Here is a 20,128-nt window from a genome sequence, read left to right as displayed (position 1 = left end):
CCCGGGGAGCCCCCACATGCTGTTCACACAGGACCGAACCCGTACTCGCCAGATGTTTCGCAGCACCTGGCAAAAGCACACTCGCGGTGACATGCTGGAGCCGCTGGAAAAGCAGATCGCCAGTCTGCTTGAAGAACACCCGGAATACCATTCTCTGCTGACCGGCAATGACGATGTCGTGGACCATGACTTCACCGCGGAAGACGGACACGAGAATCCGTTTCTGCACCTGAGCCTGCATCTGGCGCTGCGAGAACAGGTGGGTACCGACAGACCGGCAGGTATTGCCTCCATCACTCGCTCGTTACTGCTCAAGCATGGTGATGGGCACAAGGTCGAGCACATGATGATCGAGCGACTCGGCCTGTTTCTCTGGGAAGCTCAGCGCCAGAGCCGCGCACCTGACGAACAGGCGTATCTGGCCAGCCTGCGCGAGCTGCTGTAGATCTGACAATGCGGCAGATCTCAAAGCGACGCTCGTCACGCTACGGCTGATACGGCCATCGCAGATCAGAAGACCGGAGACGGCCGTACCCTCGAATCGATTCAGCTGTCTGACAACAGGTCGATGCAGCAGTGTGGCTGCCTGTTACGTCGATACTGTCAAACGCTCGGAATTCAGCCCGCCGAGCCATGCATGAGCGTCCTGTTTCGTGGCGAAATTTCCGAATATCCTTGTGGTATCCCTGTCTTGTCTTGCAGTTATCAGCCTCCCCCGGATGGCACTGGCGGATCCTCGGTCCGAGCACCCGGCGGAACTCTCTGCCAGACAGCTCTTCGACACACAGGCTGTCAGCTACGCCGAGCGTTTCACCAGACAGTCGGTCGAACCACTGCTGGCCTATGCACGCAGTGCACCGACAGCCATGGCAGCGGAGCATGCACCCGAAGAATACAAGCCTGTCAGCAGTAGTCACAAGCTGAGCCTGGCGCTGGAGCTGTCGAAAACACTCGACAGCGAACAGATCGCGTCATTGCAGGCCAATGACCCCTGGCTGACAGAGGATGGACTGTCCATCAATGCTCAGCAGCTGATTCGCAGTATCCAGAATGCCGCCATTCACGGCCTGAATCCCGACAGCTACGGTCTGGCGGAAATACTGCGTACGGTGGACACACTGAGCGGTCTGGACAGAACCGGTGCAGGTGCAGGGAAATTGCAACATGGCGTGCATCTGCCAGGCAGTCTGTCATTGAGAGAACTCTTGGGCAGGCAGATGGATCAGGCCTTCGTGGGTCTGGTGCAACACCTGGGGCAAGGTGTCGTGGATGCTCGTGCCACGCAGAAAGACCTGTTTCGGGACGTGCCGGCAATCAATGCACAGGCGCAGCTTGAATCCGTACGCTCGGGCCGCAGCAGTGCGCTGCAGGCATTGAATTCGGTAACACCCACTCACGCCGACTACCAGCGATTGACCCGGCGCATGCGCGACCTTCTGACAGAACACGCCAGTGGTATTCGGCGCAAGACCATCGAGCACCATACCAGCGCCTCGAGCATGCTCAGCCATGCCGACATCTATGCCATCAAGTCTCGCCTGGTGGACACGGGTGACCTGTCACCAAAAGGCACGGTCATGCCGTACTTCGATCAGGAACTGACGAATGCCTTGCGGCGGTTTCAGCAACGTCATGGACTGAAGGCCTCCGGCAGACTCGATCTGCGCACCCGCCAGGTGCTGAACCTGAGTATCGAGGAGGAGATACGAGCCATTGCCCTGAGTCTGGAACGCTGGCGCTGGATGCCGCGCAAGCTGGGGGACAAGCATATCTTCATCAATATTCCCGATTACCATGTGGTGGTCAGGGACGGCGACGAGACTCTCCTGAACATGACCGCCGTCGTGGGCTCCGTGGAACACCAGACACCCACATTCTCGCGTGATATGAGTTACATGGAATTCAATCCGACATGGACGGTACCGGCATCGATTGCCAACCGGGAACTGATACCCAAGGAACGAAGACAACCCGGCTATCTTGTTTCCCGGCAGTTCGACTTCCTGAAACGCGACGGCAAACAGCTGGTGGTTGTTCCACCGGAAGAGGTAACCGCGGCCGATTTCAACATGGAGCGTTTTCCCTATCTGCTGCGTCAGCGAGGTGGGCCGATCAACGCTCTGGGCCGCATGAAGTTCATGATGCCCAACCCCTACGCCATCTATCTGCATGACACTCAGGCCAAGAAGCACTTCACCCTCAATGATCGCGCCTACAGTCATGGGTGCATCCGCCTGAGCGACCCGGACGCATTGGCCATTCTGCTGATGCAAATGGACGGCTACAGTCAGGACACCATCGACAAGAGTCTGCAAGGTAGCGAGACCAAACGTGTGAGATTGCGATCACCGGTGCCGACGCACCTGACCTATCTGACTACCTGGGTGGATGAAGCCGGCGAGCTGCAAAGGCGCGCAGACATCTATCATCAGGATGCGGCGCTGGTCAAGGCCTTGCAGGAGGCCGGCACCTTGCTGAGCCTGTTGAAAGGGCCGAGTGAGACCGACACGACACTGCAGAAACTGGCCAGTAACGAATCCCGTTGAGCGAGTACTCGCTGCATCGTCAGGGGAATGCGCGCACCGGCGAACGGCCTGGACACTGAAGCAAGGCTCGGATTGGCTGATTGGCTGATTGGCTGATTGAATCTTGGATTCTTGGATTCTTGGATTCTTGGATTCTTGGATTCTTGGATTCTTGGATTCTTGGATTCTTGGAAGCGTGGAACCCTTGAAGCTTTGGGCTTTGGGCTTTGGGCTTTGGGCTTTGGGCTTTGGGCTTTGGGCTTTGGGCTTTGGGCTTTGGGCTTTGACAGGCATGGTGATGGGTAGGCACGTAGCGGTATCCGTGTCGGACATTGCTCCAGATTGCGCGGCTGACCGGGCTCGATCATTGCAGCGAAGCGCAGCGCTGCAGTGTTCACTCTTGCCGTTTGGCCTGCTCCCATAACGCATCGAGCTGTTCCAGCGTCTGGCTCTTCATGGGTGTCGGCTGCAATGCAGCGAGCCGTTCAACCCGCCTGAAGCGCTGATCGAACTTGCCCGAGGCGCGCTGCAGAGCCTGCTCCGAGTCCACGCCACAGTGCCTGGCAAGATTCACGACGGTAAACAGCAGGTCACCCAGCTCATCTTCGATCGTATCCGGATTCCCTTCTGCCACTGCCTCCCGCACCTCGAGGATTTCCTCGTCGATCTTGCCCCAGACGGGTTCGCTATCCGGCCAGTCGAAACCGTTGCGCGCTGCGCGACGTTGCAGCTTGTCTGCACGCTTCAGCGCGGGCAGATTACGCGCGATGCCATCCAGGGCTGACGCGGGTGGCACCGCCACCGGTGGGATGGGGGCCTGTGCCTGTGCCTGTGCCTGTGCCTGTGCCTGTGCCTGTGCCTGTGCCTGTGTGGGTGCCTGTGTGGGTGTGGGTGTGGGTGTGGGTGTGGGTGTGGACGTGGGCGTGGGCGTGGACGGAGCATCGACAGACCCGGGATCGGCGGCGTCGATCGATTGCTGACGAGCCGCCTTGCGAGTGGCCTTCATGCGCCGCTCTTCCGCCTTGATGGCCTCCCAACCCGCCTTCAGATCCGCTTCGGTCTCATACACGACATCGCCGAACACATGTGGATGACGTCGCAGCATCTTGTCAACGATGGCTTGAGTAACGTCCTCGAAGGTGAATGCCCCCAGCTCACGAGCCATCTGCGCATGGAAAACCACTTGAAACAACAGATCGCCCAGCTCGTCACACAGATCCTCCAGATCATTGCGTTCGATGGCATCGGCCACTTCGTAAGCCTCTTCCACCGTGAACGGCGCAATGCTTTTGAAATCCTGCTTGATATCCCAGGCACAGCCGGTGTCGGGATCGCGAAGCCGCTGCATGATATCGAGCAGGCGGGCCAGGGTAGAGGTCTTTGTCGTCATGCCATCACACTAACATCAGCCCTGCCGACAAAGGGGCAATCCGCAGTTCTGCTCCCGCAGAAAATGGCGAGCCGCGTTATTCACGCAGTAGTGGATACGCGCTGCGCGGTATACACGCATGGCTCTTCGCACGCAATTCGTCGAACGCAATTCGTCGAACGCAGCACGCAGCACGCAGCACGCAGCACGCAGCACGCAGCACGCAGCACGCAGCACGCAGCACGCAGCACGCAGCACGTTATTCAGCGTGCGGCATGGCGTGCGGTCCCGTCAATCAGGTTGCCAATCAGAAGGAAATATTCAGTCCGAAGTGCGCGCTGCGGTCCAGTTGCACATTGTCATAGTCATTGGTATCGAAGCGCATTCGCCGATAACCGACATAGGCTCGGGCACGTGGCATGATTTCAACCTGCAGTCGCACACTGACCTCACCGTAGCGCTCTGCATCGGAGAAGCTGGTGATATTGGGCGCATAGAAGCCTTCGAAACTGAGTTCTACCGGGTTGTAAGCTGACTGCTGTAACAGCAGACCTGCCTGAAACCCCAATGCCAGCGCCCCCACGGTCTCGCTGTCGGTGCTGTTTTCCCGATCGACACCGGTTTCTATTTCACCACCAACCAGTTTCATGCCGGCACTGATGTGATATTGGGAATTGAGGGTCTGACGCACTCCTCGAGCCAACAAGGTGCCGTGCACCAGGTTGTCTCCCACTTCACTGATGAAACCACCCACAGCAATTTCCGCCCCGCCATCCTGTGTGCGCGCCTGGTCTGTGTAGAACGGATCGCGATTGAGAATGACGGACAGATTGGCTGTCTCATTGCTCAGGGCCAGGTCGATACCTCCGGCCCAAATGGGGCCGGCAGCCATCAGCAGAGCCATGCCCACCAGATACTTCTTCATACAACACCCCGGGATTATCGTCTGTTTATGGGGTGAGTCTAGACGCGATTTCAGCCCTCGCAAGCTTAATTGCACATCTCCGTCAAAGCTTCGGCAGCCATTTGGCAAGCTCGTCGACACGGTTCTCCAGACGGGACACGGACACCTTTTCACGGGTGCCCAGATCCTGTGCAAACAGCGATACCCGCAGCTCTTCGAACGCCCAGCGCAGGGCCCGATGAGCCTGTCGATAAGCGGGATCATCGTCACGTTCCTGCGGCAGATTCTTGAAGGACTCCCAGACCGGGAGCAGTTCGGCTCGCCGGCGGCGATCCTTGTCCGGTGCCATGTCGATCGCATCCAGACGCTTGTCCATGGCCTGAAAATAGATCGGCAGTCGCTCCAGGCGCAGCAGACCGGTTTGCGTCACGAACCCTGCATGTATCAGCTGTTCGATCTGATCACGAATATCCACTGCCGGTTCGATCCAGCTCAATGAGATGGATCCCTCCAGACGCTTGGCCACCTGTCGATGCTGCTCGAACACTTGCCCGAGAATATCGCAGAAGCGCGCCGCCACTCCGACCAGTTCAGGCCGGCCGCTCTCCAGTTTCTGCATGAAACTGTCACGGCTGCGTGGCAGTTGCTCGCGATCGACAAAAACATGATCAACGGCCGCGTTGATGATGTCGTCAATCAGGGTCTGCTTGTTACCAAAAGGCGTAAAGCGCAGACTCAGCACATTGATGTTGGGCAGTTTCCGCTGCAGATACCGCACTTCATCCTTCAGTACTTCCTTGTAGAGCGCGCGAACTCCTACCGGCATGGCGCTCATGGCAGCCGCCTCGGTGGCAAACAGCTTGATGCCCACTCCATCCCTTGTTGCTTGCAGGGCAGGAAAACCCTGCAGCGTCATGCCGCTCTTCTCGATATCCACGCTCTGAGGCAAGTCGCCGAAATTCCAGTCGCTGACCTGATCACGCTCGATGCTGTTGTCACTGAAGCGCAGCAGGGTTTCCTCCACTTCACCGACATAGGCTTCCTGCAATGCGGTCAGATTCCGGCCTGCACGCAGCATCTGACCTTCATTTCCAACCACTTCGAACCGCATCGACAGATGAGATGGCAGATTGCCGCTGTCCCAGTCTTCCTGCGTCACTGTCACACCGGTCATGCGCTGCAGATGCCTTGACAGGCTTCCCAGCAGGGAGCCATCGGCGGGGTCCATGGCCGCCCGCGCGGCCGCCGCATAATCCGGCGCGGGAACGAAATTACGCCGCAGACTCTTGGGCAATGCCTTGATCAGCAGCGTAATCTTCTCTTCCAGCATGCCGGGGACCAACCACTCGCAGCGTGCTGCCGACACTCGGTTCAGCACTTCGACCGGACAGATCAGGGTCACCCCATCATCGTCTTCTCCCGGGGCAAAATGGTATTTCAGGGGCAGCACCATGCCGCTCATCTCCATCTGATCCGGGTAATCCCTGGCGCTGACATCCACGGCATCATCCAGCAGCAGCTGCTCACGTTCGAAGAACAGGGCACGTGGGTTGTCCGCTTCGAAGCTCTTGCGCCATTTCTCGAAATCGGCTGCGGTGCAGATTCCCTCCGGCAGAATCGCATCGTAGAAACGCACCAGCTCTTCGGGATCAACGACGATATCGCGGCGGCGGGACTTTTCCTCCAGAGTCGTGACTTCGTCCAGCAGGGCGAGATTGTATCGGTGAAACTCTCCCCGTGTGTTCAGCTCACCGGCAACCAGAGCCTCGCGAATGAAGATCTGCCTTGATTCTGCCGGATTGATCCTGCCGTAATTGACGCCTTTCTTCGGATTGATGATCAGACCGTACAGCGTGGACTGCGCCCAGGCATTCACGGTGCCTTTCTTCTTGTGCCAGTGGGCATCGCGGTAGCTGTACTGCAGCAGATGGGTGGCCAGAGTTTCTATCCATTCGGGCTGTATGGCACCCACCTGGCGCGCATACAGCTTGCTGGTCTCGGCCACCTCGCCCGCCATGATCCACTTCGGCCCCTTCTTGAACAGGCCTGAGCCGGGGAAGATGCTCAAGTGTCGATTGCGGGTACCCAGATAAGCCTGCTTGTCGGTCTTGATGGCAACGTTGGCCAGCAATCCGGTCAGCAGCGCTCGATGAATATTGTCCTGGGCAGCCTCGCCCGTCGACTGTTTCAGATTCAGTTCCTTGCACAGGCGTTCGAGTTGGCGTCGCACATCCATCCATTCGATGATTCGCAGAGCCGACAGATAACGTTGCTTGCACATCTTGCGGAATTGCGAATTCGACAATGCTTCCTTCTGCACCGTGACGAAATTCCACAGATTCAGCCAGGCCATGAAATCGGAGTTTTCATGGTTGAATTCGGCATGTTGCTCGTCGGCAGCCTGTCGCTTCTCGAACGGGCGTTCCCGCGGATCCTGCACGGACAATGCACTGACAAGCGTCAACACTTCACTGACACAACCTTCATCGGCCGATGCCAACAGCATGCGTCCCAGGCGCGGATCGATCGGCAAGCGTGCCAGACGCTTGCCCAGAGGCGTCAGCCGACGCTGTGTATCCAGGGCCGCCAGTTCCTGCAAGGTGCGATAACCATCGTTGATGAACTTCGATTCGGGCGCTTCGACGAAAGGGAAATCGTCGATGCGACCGAGCTTCATGGATGCCATCTGCAAAATAACCGACGAGAGGTTTGTACGCAGAATTTCCGGCTCGGTGAACTCGGCGCGTGTCAGAAAATCCTCTTCGGAGTACAGACGAATGCAGACACCGGGGGCCACTCGACCGCAGCGCCCCATGCGCTGATTGGCCGACGCCTGTGACACCTTTTCGATGGGCAGACGCTGTACCTTGCTGCGTACGCTGTAGCGCGATACTCGTGCGTAGCCCGGGTCGACAACCGCGCGTATGCCAGGCACCGTCAAGGAGGTTTCTGCCACATTGGTGGCAAGCACGATACGGGGATTGCTGTGTGCCTGGAAAATACGATTCTGATCGGCATTGGACAGTCGGGAGAACAATGGCAGTATATCCACGCTGCGAAAGGCTCGGTTGTGTGAAGACTGCTTGCCAAGCAAGTCGGCCATTTCGCGAATATCGCGTTCACCGCTGAGAAAGACCAGAATATCGTGTTGACGCTCTTTCAGCAGCGTTTCGCAGGCATTGATGATGGCCGTGGGCATATCGATGTCATCCAGCGAATCGGATTCGGCCTCGGGCGGCGCGTAGCGCAGTTCCACCGGATAGGTGCGACCTTCGGCCGTGATGATCGGCGCCCCATCGAAGTGCTCGGCAAAGCGTTCCGGGTCGATGGTGGCCGACGTGATGATGAGCTTCAGATCGCGGCGGCGTTTGAGCAGGTTCTTCAGGTAGCCCATCAGGAAATCGATGTTGAGCGAGCGTTCGTGTGCTTCATCGATGATCAGGGTGTCGTACTGGTTCAGCCAGGGATCATTCTGGATTTCGGCCAGCAGGATGCCATCGGTCATCAGCTTGACATAGCTGCGATCGCTGACCTGATCGCTGAAGCGGATCTTGAAGCCGACGGCTTCACCGACAGTGGTATCGAGTTCACTGGCAATGCGTGAGGCCACACTGCGCGCTGCGATTCGGCGGGGCTGGGTATGACCGATGAGCCCAGCCACGCCACGGCCGGCTTCCAGACAGATCTTCGGCAATTGAGTGGTCTTGCCCGAACCGGTTTCGCCGCACAGGATGATCACCTGATTGTCCTTGATGGCCTGCAGGATTTGCTCGCGCTGCTCGACTACGGGCAAGTCCGGCGGGTACACCGGTGTGGGTACATTGGCAGCTCTCGTCGCCCGCTGCGCAGTCGATTTTTCCACGCGTTGCAGAAATCGCAGACGCTCGCGATCATCCTCCGGCTTCGTCGCCAGCTTCTTCACCACCCGCCGCAGCTTGTGCTGATCCACCAGCAGACACCCATCCACCAGCTTGTGCCACTCTCTCTCGGGTTCTCTCTCGGGTCGGACCACCATAACTCGTTGATAATTGAAACGAATACGAGCCCAAAACGCACGTATTCGCTCTTGTACAGGGATATTTGACCCCGAAAAGGGGCGATTAGGGACTAAGTGTACTGCCTCTCGATCGATATCTCGCCATCTGCTCGCGAACGGCAAAACTGCCTGCTTTTTCGGGCCTGGCACGTCGACCGGGATTGCTGAAACCCAACGCACGCTTCATCATAAGGGCATATTCAAGCGTGCCAACAGCAGCGCTGTCACTCCACATGCCCTCTCGTTCGAGCGTTCCATGACACATTTGATCGTCTATCCAGCTCTCGCGCGCGATCAACAGCTCCTTGGGCGAGTCGAACTTCAGTAAACGGCAGGCACTGTCCAGGTCGATTCGCGAACCTCGTCGGCGCGGATGTTTCGCTTCATGATAACCGCTGGCTGACCACTCTTCCGGATGCGACACTTCGCCGGCACGCACCATGTTCAGGTCGATGTAGGTCATGCAACGAGCCAGATGATTGTCTGTCTGGATGGCTGTTGCGTGGTACCGATCTTCCCAGAACGCCCCGGTGCGCCCCTGTCTTTTGTTGAATTCCTGCGCGGTCCGACCTGAAACCAGTTGCATCGCCGCCGGAATGGCGTTGTTGCCAGAGTCGTGCACCAGCAAATGGATATGGTTGGACGTCACGATGTAATTCAACACGCTCAGGCCGAAGCGACGTCTGGCCTGGTACAGCCAGTAAAGCCAGCGACGTCGATCCATCTGGAATTTCAGCAGAAATTCGCGTTGATGGCAGCGCTGCGTGATATGCCAGACTTGTCCGGCGATGAAATGGCGATTGGCTCGCGGCATGGCGTCCCTCCCTGGAACCCGTTGCTGACGATGGAAATCATTGGCGTTGATGCAATTCGCTTCCTGCGAAAAGGCCTTCAGGCTCGCCTAGTAAACAGGACGATAGGCATCGTGGCAAGAAGGCGGAGCATAAAATGAGAACTGGCAGAGCTTAAGGCCGTTTACTTCTCGATGTGCGGTCGAAGAGAACGGGGAATCGGCATTAACGGTTGCTTGGTGAGGGAGTTTTCAGTGACTTGCGATGGTCCGACCCGGGAAATGGTGAACCCTGACTTTCAAGAACTTACGATGGTCCGACCCGGGGTACTCCTTGATCGGGCCTTTTGCTCGGTAAAAAGCCTCGTTCAAGCGCGGAAAACCGCCATATTTCAGCCAAAATATCCAGACTATCAATGACTTATGATGGTCCGACCCGGGGGTTCCCGGGGGTTAGCCGGTGACGCGGATGAGTTTGTAGCTGATGCCGTTGCGTTTGAGGCGTTCCTTGGCGATGCTGATGCGTTCCTGATCGAAGAACGGTCCGATGCGAACGCGATGTCCGATGACGCCGTTGTTGTCCTGTCGCGGGACGATCGTGGACTCCAGGCCAAGCAGCAACAGTGAGGCTCGGGTCTTCTCGGCATCGGCCTTCTGGCGGTAGTTGCCAGCCTGCAGAAAATAGGACTCGTGTCCGACGCTGTTGGCCGGGACCTCGGCATAGTTCTCCGACACCAGAGCACGCGCGGACAGGCTCTGCACACTGCCGGGCACCACTCGCGTCGCCGGTGGTACGGTGCGGCTTGGCGGCGGCACCACTTCGCGCACGGCTGCCTGCTGTTGCTCGATGGTCGACTCGGGCAACAGGGAATAGAACTGATAGCCAGTCACGCCCGCTTCGGACTGCATCTCGGCGGCAGCCATGTCAGCCGCCGGCATGCCGACCGGCAAGCGTGACAGCAACACCACGAAGCCGAATACCAGCCCTACCAGCAAACTCAGCGCCAGCACGCACAGGCGACTGCCATGCATTTCCGATTCTCGGCCACTTGCCATCGATCACATTACCTCAGGGGTCGATACACCAATCAGCGACAACCCGTTACCCAGTACCTGCCGTACGGCAAGCAGTAAACACACTCTTGCATGCCGCAGCTCGTCATCATCGACAAGTACTTTATGCGCGTTGTAATAACTGTGTAGACCATTTGCGAGATCCCGCAAGTATCTCGTGAGTTGATGAGGCTCACGAGCCAGAGCTGCCCGCTGGACCCGTTCAGGGAACATCGCCAACAAGCTCATGAGCTCGAACTCGGCCGTTTCACTCAGCCGGAACAGAGCTGCCAGACCGGCTTCCTGATCGAATGTCAACGCTCGCTGATTCAGTTGTCGCATGACGCTGCAGACGCGCGCATGGGCCATCTGGACATGATAGGCAGGGTTTTCGTTTGACTGGGACCTGGCCAGGTCAAGGTCGAAGTCGAACGGTTGCGAGTGCTTGCGCATGACGTAGAGGAATCGCGCAGCGTCCTTGCCGACTTCATCACATAACTCGCGAAGAGTGACAATGGAATCACATGCTGTGGACAACGATACCGGCTCCCCGCCGCGAAACAGGTTCGCGAACCGCGTCAGCAGTATCTCGAATTTCTCCCGCGGATGACCCAGTGCCTGGCAGGCCGCGGACAGGCAAGCCGCCCGCTCATGCTGATCGGCACCGAAGACATACAGCACCTTGTCGACACCGCGTTCGAGCGTGTTGTCGATACAGGCGATATCAGAGGCGAAACAACTACCCTGCCCATTGCCCCATAGCAGCGCACGGTCCCTGTCATCACCGAATTCGCTCGACCGGAACCAGCGCACACCTTCCTTTTCATACAGCTGGCCCGATGCCTCCAGCCTGTCTACCACACGCTGCAGGGCGTCGCCCAGGCTGCATTCGCTGACCCATTCAGCGTGGTGAACACCGAATTCGTTCAGCTCCTGTCTGATAGCAGTGGCGGCCGGACCATCCATCTGACACCCGGCATCAGTGAGGCGATATACGCGCCGCACCTCGAAACCGACCGCTTCCATCAGATCGGCAATGGTCGCCCCCAAGGCGACAGGGCGGCCCTGACTCACAGGCAGCGGCCCTGCCGGGCAGGACGATACGCATTCCACCTGGACCCGCTGCCCTGCTCCCAGCTGGCTCCGACCGAATTGCCTGCCCTGGGACAGAACCGCAGGGACCACGGCTGCCTGAGCCTCGTCCGCCTGAAAGAAGTTGATGAACCCCGGGTCAGCAACAACCACGTCGCGAATGTCATCTGACACCGGCAATGCCTCGATCAATGCCCGGGCAATGTCACACGGCGCATGCCCGGTCGGCTTTGCCAGCATCATGGCCAGATTGGAAGCAAAGTCACCGTGACCGGCATCGCGTGTGCGTGTCACCACGATCGATGGATTGACGTCTGAAGGAACCATACCAGTGGACTGCAAGGCAGCGAGAGCCACGGCCAGGTCCTGTTCCAATCGGTCTTTCACCTCAGCTCTTTACACGCTTAGTCCGGCAGCCGAGTTTAACCTCAATGAGGCACGAATCCACGACCGGAAATCACCTTGGCCGGGTGGCGCGCCGCCCCGCGCCATACTGACGGTCACAGCCACACGCTCGCCTCAGGCACTCCCCGGAAAGGACCCTCAGAACAGATCGACCGGGTCCACATCGATGGACCAGCGGCACTTGCGCGCACCGGGCAGCTGATCGATCTGTGTACACAGCCGCGCCAGGCTGTCATTGAGTACCGAGCGGCGATCCGACTGCAGCAACAACTGTGCTCGATATCGCCCTCCCAGTCGTTCCATCGGGGCTGGCGCTGGCCCCATCACTTCCAGGCGCCCAGCCCTGCTTGCCAGCAAGACCTCTGAGACCTGCTGCAGAAAGGCATGCGCTTCCTGCCCGGCACTGGCTTCGGCACGCACCAGTGCCATGAAGGAGAATGGCGGCAGATCAGCCAGCCGCCGGTCAGCCATGGCAATATCGGCAAAGGCTCCATAGCCCTCCCTGACCAGAGTCTGCAGCATCGGATTATCGGGATTGCGTGTCTGTATCAGAACCGTGCCCTGCCGCGTTTCCCGCCCGGCACGCCCGGCGACCTGCACGGTCAACTGTGCCATGTGCTCCAGCGATCGAAAATCGGTGCCGAACAGGCCACGATCGGCATCCAGGATGCACACCAGCGTCAGCTTCGGAAAATGATGCCCCTTGGCCAGCATCTGCGTACCGACCAGGATGCGCGCCTGTCCCGTGGTCGCCTTGTCAAGCTGCTTTTCCAGCGCCCCCTTGCGCCGCGTGCTGTCGCGGTCGATCCTGGCGATTTCCACATCGGGAAATTCTGCCTGCAGAGCATCCGTGATGCGCTCCGTGCCATAGCCGACCCGATCCAGCTCGGCAGAGCCGCAGCTGTCGCACACGGCGGGCAGCGGCCTTTCGGAACCGCAGTGATGACAGCGCAGGCGATTCTGCCGCACGTGGACGGTCATGTGCGCATCGCAGCGCCGACAATCGGCCGCCGCACCACAATCATTGCACAACAACGTGGGCGCAAAACCCCGCCGGTTGATGAAGACCAGCGCCTGACCATCCTTGTCCAGATGATCGCGAATGGCATCCAGCAGCCGATCACTCATGCCTTCGATGAGCTTGCGCCTGCGGATGTCCAGCAGGTTCATGATCGGTGGAATGGCATTGCCAGCCCGCTGCGTCAGACGCAGTTCCCTGAATCGACCGGTCTTGACGTTGTTGATCGTCTCGAAAGAAGGGGTAGCAGTACCCAGCACAACCGGACATTGCCGGTCACGTGCCCGCATCAGAGCCAGGTCACGCGCGTGATAGCGAAAGCCATCCTGTTGCTTCAGCGAGCCATCGTGTTCCTCATCGATGATGATCAGCCCCAGCCTCGGCAAAGCCGCCAGAATCGACGAGCGGGTGCCGATGACGACATCGGCATGACCTTCAGCAGCGCACAACCAGTTCTGCAGTCGCTCGTTATCGTTGAGCCCCGAATGCAGGCTGACCAGACAGCCACTGATGCGCCGCTCGAAGCGGCTCATCAACTGCGGCGTCAGCGAGATTTCCGGCACCAGCACCAGCGATTGCAGACCTCGTTTCCCAGCCTCTTCGATACAGCGCAGATACACTTCCGTCTTGCCACTGCCGGTAACTCCGCGCAGCAGAAAACTGGTAAAACTGCCCAGCGTCTGTTGCACGGCCTGAACAGCGACGGCCTGCTCATCCGACAGCGCGGGACCGGTTTCAGCCGCATGATTGCGCGGCACTTCGATCGCGGTATCACAGGCCACCCAGCCACGCTCCAGTAAGGGTTCCATGGATTTGCGCCAACCGGGACTGATGGCTCGCAGCGCATCAACGGCAACCGGCCTGCCGTCGTGCTCGCGCAGATACTCCAGCAATCGTTGCTGAACGGGTGCCGCCCGTGACAGGCCGGACTCCGCTTCATGCGGAACCCAGCGGTAGTAGTCGCGTTCGGCAATCACCGCCTCGTGTCCCTTGCGCAGCAGCACCGGCAATGCCGAACCCAGCACCTCCCCCAGGGGATAGTGGTAATAGCGACTGGCCCATTGCAACAACTTGAGCAGATCTTCCGGCAGAACCGGCTTTTCATCATGCACCTTGTGCACGGCGCGCAGCTTCCCGGACGGTACGTCACTGTGCTCGATGGCAGCCACCACGACACCGATCACCTGTCGACGCCCGAAAGGAACTGTCACCCGCGTACCCGCAATGATCGGTGATGCTGCTTTCCAGCGGTAATCGAACACGCCGTAGACCGGTGACTTCACCGCCACTTGTACCAAGGGATTCATGCGCTTAGCAAAGTCTCTGAGGATATCGGTCGAGCGCAGACAGGCCTGCCGGGGCCCTGAGGTTAGCGTCAAAACAGGCGCACTTCAGTGCCGGAATACTCACACAGTGTCCACAAATCTGTGGATAACTATGTGGACAAGGTTTGAAAAACGGTGCCAACGTGACGCACAACCGGGATTCCGGAAATTGATCCCATATTGCGAAATTACAAAATTATTCTTATATTTCAATAGTTTATGAAAACTTCCGAAAGCTGAAAAGGAGCCAATACACGATTTTCCGACTTTCCACAAGCGATCTGGAGCATTGTGTATAAGCCCGGACGTATTTCCAGATCGTCAACCCCGAAACGCGACAAATTCCAGTCATTTAACCGTTACATGCGGGTCCGGAACAGCACAATCGCCGCCCCATCATCGAGCAGGAAATGCACCGCGGACCGTGCAACACACGCCGACACACCGTTGGCACGCTTGTCCGTGGCGCAATCCTGTCTGCCTGAACGAACTTGCCAGACCGTGGTGGCGTTGCCGGGTATCAGTCCAGTCCCTTGATGGCCATGATCAGGTCCTGCACGGTATCCCGCGCATCACCGAACAGCACACGACTCACGGGGGAGAACAACAGGGCATTCTCGACACCGGCATAGCCGGTACCGTCACCGCGTTTCACCACGATCACCCGCTTGGCCTGATCGACATCCAGTATGGGCATGCCATACAACGGGGAATCAGGGTCATCCCTGGCTGCCGGATTGACGATATCGTTGGCGCCGACCACCAGCACCACATCGACTTGCGAGAACTCGGCGTTGATGTCGTTCAGATCGCTGATCTTCTCGTAAGGGACCCCCGCTTCCGCCAGCAGCACATTCATGTGCCCCGGCATGCGCCCTGCCACCGGATGTATCGCAAAACCGGTATGCACGCCGCGCTCCTCGAGCAACTGGGTCAACTCCCGCAGCTTGTGCTGTGCCTGGGCTGTTGCCATGCCGTAGCCGGGAACAATCAGGATGCGATCGGCATAGGCCATGTCGACAGCGGCATCACGAGCGTCGATCTTGTTGACATGATCCCGAGCCTGTGTCCTGACCTGCCCGTCTGCCGTGATACCGAACCCGGAATACATGATTTCCGTGAGTCGCCGATTGACGGCGCGCGCCATCAACCGGGTCAGCAGGGAACCCGCGGCAAACACGATGGTACCCGCAACCATCATGGTGGGATTCTCCAGCACGAAACCGTCCAGAGCGACGGCCAGACCGGTCAATGCGTTGTACATGGAAATCAGCACCGGCATGTCGGCTGCCGACGTCGGCAGGGTCATCAGCAGGCCGAAACTGATTGCCAGGATGGCAAAGGCCAGCAGCAGCACCGGATGCGCCGTGGCCGAGGTGGCCAGGATCAGACCCAGCAGCAGCACCAGGGCACCATTCGCCAGATACGCCACCTGCCGCTTGGCAAAGTCTTCCCGTCGTGAAAATCGACCGGTCAGGCGCAGATAGGCAAACATGGAGCCGGCAAAGGAGATACAGCCGATCAGACCACTGAGTACCGCCAGCGCCTTCACCAGTGCGCCATATTGAGTCACGTTCAGCAGGACCAGCATGCCGATTCCCGCTGCGGCAATTCCACCCAGCCCGTTGTAGAGCGCCACCACCTGCGGAATACTGGCCATGTCGACGCGGCGTGCATGCAGGAGTGCAATGCCCCCACCGAGTACCATGGCAGCCAGTATCAGAGAGTAATTGCCCCCCAGACCGGGATGCAGGGCAGTGGCGATGATGGCCAGCGACATGCCACCGCCGGCACACCAGATACCGGAGCGCGCACGAGTCGGCGAGCTCAGACGACGCAGACCGATGACAAACAGCACCGTAGAGGCAAACCAGGCCAGCTCCAGGGCGAGAGGCAGATTGTTGGTCGTACTCATGCCTTGCCACCCGACGAACGCCTGTTCGATTTACGTGCCGAGGATGCAGACTCGGGACGGACCAGAGGTCGGCTCTTGGCCCCCGGCAAGCGACGGTCTTCGCTGGCAGGACCATCGACGCTCTGGTAACCGGACGCCGAGCGTCGCCCCCGTGACTTGTGATCGAACAGTGCCAGCATGCGATCCGTGATCACGAATCCGCCAACGACATTGGCGGCAGCGGCGGTGACCGCCAGGAATCCGATGATCTGCTCGAGGGTGCCTTCGGCATTGCCCAGCGCCAGCATGGCACCTGCCAGCACGATGCCGTGAATGAAATTCGACCCCGACATCATTGGCGTGTGCAGAATCGAGGGAACTCGCGCAATCAGCACGTAGCCGGCAACCGCTGCCAGCAGAACCAGATACAGGCCGCCTACACCGCTCATGAACTTTTCTCCATCAGTCGTCGAGCCTGCCCACGCCAATCCTGCTCGCGGATCTCCTCGGCGAGTTCGAGTTGTACGGAGAGCTTTTCGATCGCATCGTCATCCAGCTCGGCCAGTTGCCGCAACTGTCGATAGCCGAAGGAATAGAGCCGCTCCTGCAATGCCGGGCCAACACCATCAATCACGGTCAGCTCATCGCGTGGCAAGGGTTCTTCTGCCCGCTCATGCTCCGGCAGGGAATCATCGACTCCTGCCGCCAAGCTGATCATTTCATCGGCATCTGCGCCTTCAAGCGCCGCCAGATCCCGCAGATCCTGCTCGTCGGCGACACCACCATCCTGCTGTTCCGGGTGCGCCATGGCCTCACTGGAGGAGTGAGCATCAGCCGGGCTACCCTGATCACCGTCTCGCCCAGGCGACGCAGCGGTGTTCCTTGCCGCCTCGCTGGCAGGCGAGGATCGATCTGTCGTGCCCGCGTCCGCAGCGGCAGCCGACGTTTCCTTCACCGCGCCATCCGCCTCCTGTTTCTCCGGCTTTGCCTCTTCCTCTTCCTTCAACCAGCCCGATGTCTCGTCCGCCATTTCCTCTGCACTGGCAGGGGGCGCGCCAAAGGGCGCTTCCGGCATTTCCAGCAGAGCCGCAATATCGGGGTGATTGACTTCGCCATCGTGCATCAGCACGCAACGGGCGATGATTTCATCGTCGGGATTCAGCACCACCTTGCAATCCGAAATGACCAGCTGCAACATGTTGTAGATGTTGCGCGCATACATTTCGCTGGCGTGCACGGCGCCGTGACTGGGCAGATTCAGCGGGCCGACGATCAGCGTATCGTTGTGATAGTAATGCTCGCCGATCCGCGTCAGCTCGCAATTGCCACCGGTGGACGCCGCCATGTCCACGATCACCGATTCCGGCAGCATGCCATCGACCATGTCCTCGGTGATGATGCGCGGGGCTCGTCGTCCGGGGATCGCTGCCGAGCAGATGACGACATGGGCTCGTGCCAGATGCTCGGCCAGCACATCATGCTGGATCTGCTTTTCATCCTTGCGCAGCGCTCTGGCGATGCCGCCAGCACCTTCCACTTCCACGCCCGTGTCGATCATCCGGGCTCCCAGTGACTCGATCTGCTCCTTGGCCGCCTTGCGAATATCATAGGCCTCGACCTGTGCGCCAAGACGTCTGGCAGTGGCAATGGCCTGCAATCCGGCAACCCCTGCGCCGATCACCAGCACCCGGGACGGTCGAATGGTACCCGCCGCCGTGGTCAGCATCGGAAACAGTCGCGGCGACAGTTCTGCAGCCAGCAAGGCCGCCTTGTAGCCGGCAACCGTGGCCTGAGAGGACAGGGCATCCATTGGTTGCGCGCGCGTTGTCCGCGGCAGATGATCCATGCCCAGCACCGTGATCTGGCGCTCTTGCAGTGCACGCAACTCATCGACATGCTGGAACGCCGACATGATGCACACCAGTACCGAGCGCTCCGGCAACAGGGCGATTTCCTCGAGAGTCGGACACACGACCTTGACGACGATGTCGACATCCTGCACCAGCTCGGCAAAATCCTCGACGACAGTGACCCCCTGATAGGCCTCATCGTAGAAACTGGCGGCATGACCGCATTCGGCCTCGATGCGAACCTGCATGCCATCCTGCAGCAGTCGTTCCACTCGAGACGGGTCCAGGGCAACCCGGCGTTCGCCGGAGCGACGCTCTCGGGGTAAGGCGATGATCAGCGACAAGGCGCACCTCTTTCGCGTTGACTAATCGGCATATGTCCGAACGGTTATACTGATGATTGGCTGCAGTTTACCCGTACTGACTCGATACGAGTGAACCGAGTCACCAGGATAGCGACATATGACTACCTGACCTGAAAAGGTCACGGCTGCTGCTGGCGTGACGCTTGCGTTACCACGGCGGCAATCTTGCAACGCTCCAAGCCGATGGAATCAGCGTAACAGTGTGCACTGATCCCCTTCAGGCACGATCCGAACTCTTCATGAAATACATTGGAACACCGAATCACGAACATGGCACAGCGGCGCGTCTGGGCGTTCTGCTGGTCAATCTGGGTACGCCAGAGGCCCCGGAAACCGGACCGGTACGGCGTTATCTGGCCGAATTTCTGAGTGATCCCCGCATCATCGAAGCGCCACGCTGGCTGTGGAAGATCATCCTGCATGGTGTCATCCTGCGGATCCGCCCTGCTCGCAGCGCCAAGGCCTACCGGGAGGTGTGGTCCGAACAGAGCGGCTCCCCCCTGCTGAGTATCTCGCGCCAGCAGGCCGCTGCGCTCCAGCAGGACCTGCAGCAACGATTCGGTGAACCGGTCACGGTCGCTCTGGGCATGCGCTATGGTCAACCCTCCATCGACAGCGCCATTGCTGAACTCGAGGCTGCCAACGTGCGCCGGCTGCTTGTACTGCCGATGTACCCCCAGTATTCGGGAACCACCACGGCCTCGGTATTCGACGCAGTCACGCAGCGACTGCAGCGTACCCGCTGGATACCCGAGATGCGCTTCATCAATCAGTACTGCGATCATGCCGCTTTCATCCGCTCACTGGCGAACAGTGTCCGCGAAAGCTGGGAAGCGAACGGTCGTGGCGAGCTGCTGGTCACCTCCTATCACGGCATCCCCCAGCGCTATGTGCTCGACGGCGACCCCTACTTCTGCCTCTGTCACAAGACATCCAGACTCCTGGCCGAAGAACTGGGCATCGCCAGCGACCGCATCAGAGTGGTCTTCCAGTCACGCGTCGGGCGCGAAGAATGGCTGCGACCGTATTGCGACGACACCATGAAGGCACTGCCGGCCGAGGGTTTCAAGTCGATCGACATCATGTCTCCGGCCTTCTCTGCCGACTGCCTGGAAACCATCGAGGAGATCTGCGGCGAGAACCGCGAATACTTCGAGGAAAATGGTGGCGAGCGCTTTCAGTACATTCCCTGTCTGAACGATCGTCCTGACCATATCGCCTTTCTCGGCAGCCTGGTGGAACAACACTGTCAGGGCTGGCCGGAAGCCGATGCGCAACGCGACCGGCAGGCGCAGGAGCAACAGAACAAAGCGACAGCCGAGCGCGCTGCGGCCATGAAACCATCGTTTGCCAGTGGCCGCCCGAACTGAGCCCTGACGAGCGATCCGGCTCCGACAAGCCCTGCCACACACACGGGTCGGTAACGCGTGGCAGTGTCACTTCACGGGCGAAGCCCCGTGACAGCCAGAAGTGGGGGGGCTTGCAACACCGCATCGACGGAT

Annotated in this window: 12 protein-coding genes and 1 pseudogene; 3 read left to right on the top strand and 10 right to left on the bottom strand. The window is 59.2% G+C overall.

Annotated elements, in window-relative coordinates:
• Positions 1 to 16: 16 nt before the first annotated feature.
• Together ACUNV4_RS25235 and ACUNV4_RS25230 are read left to right on the top strand one after the other, a co-directional pair.
• Entirely contained in the window at positions 17 to 445 is a 429-nt protein-coding gene (locus tag ACUNV4_RS25235; protein WP_430881422.1) for a DUF1841 family protein, read from the top strand.
• 274 nt (positions 446 to 719) lie between these two features.
• Positions 720 to 2,546, top strand: a complete 1,827-nt coding sequence (locus ACUNV4_RS25230; RefSeq protein WP_430881421.1) for a L,D-transpeptidase family protein — start codon at positions 720 to 722, stop codon at positions 2,544 to 2,546.
• A gap of 373 nt (positions 2,547 to 2,919) precedes the next feature.
• On the opposite strand, the gene mazG is transcribed toward ACUNV4_RS25230, so the two are convergent.
• The 10 genes and pseudogenes from mazG to ACUNV4_RS25180 form a co-directional block, all read right to left on the bottom strand.
• Positions 2,920 to 3,915 (bottom strand): nucleoside triphosphate pyrophosphohydrolase, encoded by a 996-nt coding sequence (gene mazG / locus ACUNV4_RS25225; RefSeq protein ID WP_430881420.1) that lies wholly within the window; start codon positions 3,913 to 3,915, stop codon positions 2,920 to 2,922.
• Between the two features lie 286 nt (positions 3,916 to 4,201).
• Positions 4,202 to 4,819, bottom strand: a complete 618-nt coding sequence (locus tag ACUNV4_RS25220) for a YfaZ family outer membrane protein (protein ID WP_430881419.1) — start codon at positions 4,817 to 4,819, stop codon at positions 4,202 to 4,204.
• Between the two features lie 82 nt (positions 4,820 to 4,901).
• On the bottom strand, positions 4,902 to 8,813 hold the full coding sequence (gene hrpA, locus ACUNV4_RS25215) for an ATP-dependent RNA helicase HrpA (RefSeq protein ID WP_430881418.1): 3,912 nt from the start codon (positions 8,811 to 8,813) through the stop codon (positions 4,902 to 4,904).
• Between the two features lie 85 nt (positions 8,814 to 8,898).
• On the bottom strand, positions 8,899 to 9,648 hold the full coding sequence (locus tag ACUNV4_RS25210) for a transposase (protein WP_430881417.1): 750 nt from the start codon (positions 9,646 to 9,648) through the stop codon (positions 8,899 to 8,901).
• Positions 9,649 to 10,077: 429 nt separating this feature from the next.
• Complete coding sequence (locus ACUNV4_RS25205; protein ID WP_430881416.1) at positions 10,078 to 10,680, bottom strand: SPOR domain-containing protein; 603 nt, start codon at positions 10,678 to 10,680, stop codon at positions 10,078 to 10,080.
• Between the two features lie 3 nt (positions 10,681 to 10,683).
• Entirely contained in the window at positions 10,684 to 12,156 is a 1,473-nt protein-coding gene (locus ACUNV4_RS25200) for an arginine--tRNA ligase (RefSeq protein WP_430881415.1), read from the bottom strand.
• Positions 12,157 to 12,312: 156 nt separating this feature from the next.
• Entirely contained in the window at positions 12,313 to 14,499 is a 2,187-nt protein-coding gene (locus ACUNV4_RS25195; RefSeq protein ID WP_430881414.1) for a primosomal protein N', read from the bottom strand.
• A 538-nt stretch (positions 14,500 to 15,037) separates the two neighbouring features.
• Positions 15,038 to 16,414: an NAD(P)(+) transhydrogenase (Re/Si-specific) subunit beta gene (locus tag ACUNV4_RS25190; protein WP_430881488.1), complete on the bottom strand. Its 1,377-nt coding sequence runs from the start codon at positions 16,412 to 16,414 to the stop codon at positions 15,038 to 15,040.
• A gap of 182 nt (positions 16,415 to 16,596) precedes the next feature.
• A pseudogene (locus ACUNV4_RS25185) lies at positions 16,597 to 16,860 on the bottom strand (NAD(P) transhydrogenase subunit alpha); the annotation flags it as partial.
• Positions 16,857 to 18,605, bottom strand: a complete 1,749-nt coding sequence (locus ACUNV4_RS25180; protein WP_430881413.1) for a hypothetical protein — start codon at positions 18,603 to 18,605, stop codon at positions 16,857 to 16,859. The gene ACUNV4_RS25180 and the pseudogene ACUNV4_RS25185, both read right to left, overlap by 4 nt.
• A 260-nt stretch (positions 18,606 to 18,865) precedes the next feature.
• On the opposite strand from ACUNV4_RS25180, the gene hemH reads away from it, so the two are divergent.
• Positions 18,866 to 19,996, top strand: coding sequence for a ferrochelatase (hemH, locus tag ACUNV4_RS25175; protein WP_430881412.1), 1,131 nt, complete (start codon positions 18,866 to 18,868; stop codon positions 19,994 to 19,996).
• The last annotated feature ends 132 nt before the right edge of the window (positions 19,997 to 20,128 follow it).

It is taken from the genome of Granulosicoccus sp. 3-233, assembly GCF_052681095.1.
Note: the sequence above shows the minus strand (reverse complement) of the source record. Positions and strands in the feature narration are given on the sequence as shown.

Excerpts from the sequence above, each read along its gene's own strand:
- ACUNV4_RS25220 (WP_430881419.1), bottom strand. The coding sequence starts at position 4,819 with ATGAAGAAGTATCTGGTGGGCATGGCTCTGCTGATGGCTGCCGGCCCC.
- mazG (WP_430881420.1), bottom strand. The coding sequence starts at position 3,915 with ATGACGACAAAGACCTCTACCCTGGCCCGCCTGCTCGATATCATGCAG.
- ACUNV4_RS25195 (WP_430881414.1), bottom strand. The coding sequence starts at position 14,499 with ATGAATCCCTTGGTACAAGTGGCGGTGAAGTCACCGGTCTACGGCGTG.
- hemH (WP_430881412.1), top strand. The coding sequence starts at position 18,866 with ATGAAATACATTGGAACACCGAATCACGAACATGGCACAGCGGCGCGT.
- ACUNV4_RS25235 (WP_430881422.1), top strand. The coding sequence starts at position 17 with ATGCTGTTCACACAGGACCGAACCCGTACTCGCCAGATGTTTCGCAGC.
- ACUNV4_RS25210 (WP_430881417.1), bottom strand. The coding sequence starts at position 9,648 with ATGCCGCGAGCCAATCGCCATTTCATCGCCGGACAAGTCTGGCATATC.
- ACUNV4_RS25205 (WP_430881416.1), bottom strand. The coding sequence starts at position 10,680 with ATGGCAAGTGGCCGAGAATCGGAAATGCATGGCAGTCGCCTGTGCGTG.
- ACUNV4_RS25230 (WP_430881421.1), top strand. The coding sequence starts at position 720 with ATGGCACTGGCGGATCCTCGGTCCGAGCACCCGGCGGAACTCTCTGCC.
- hrpA (WP_430881418.1), bottom strand. The coding sequence starts at position 8,813 with ATGGTGGTCCGACCCGAGAGAGAACCCGAGAGAGAGTGGCACAAGCTG.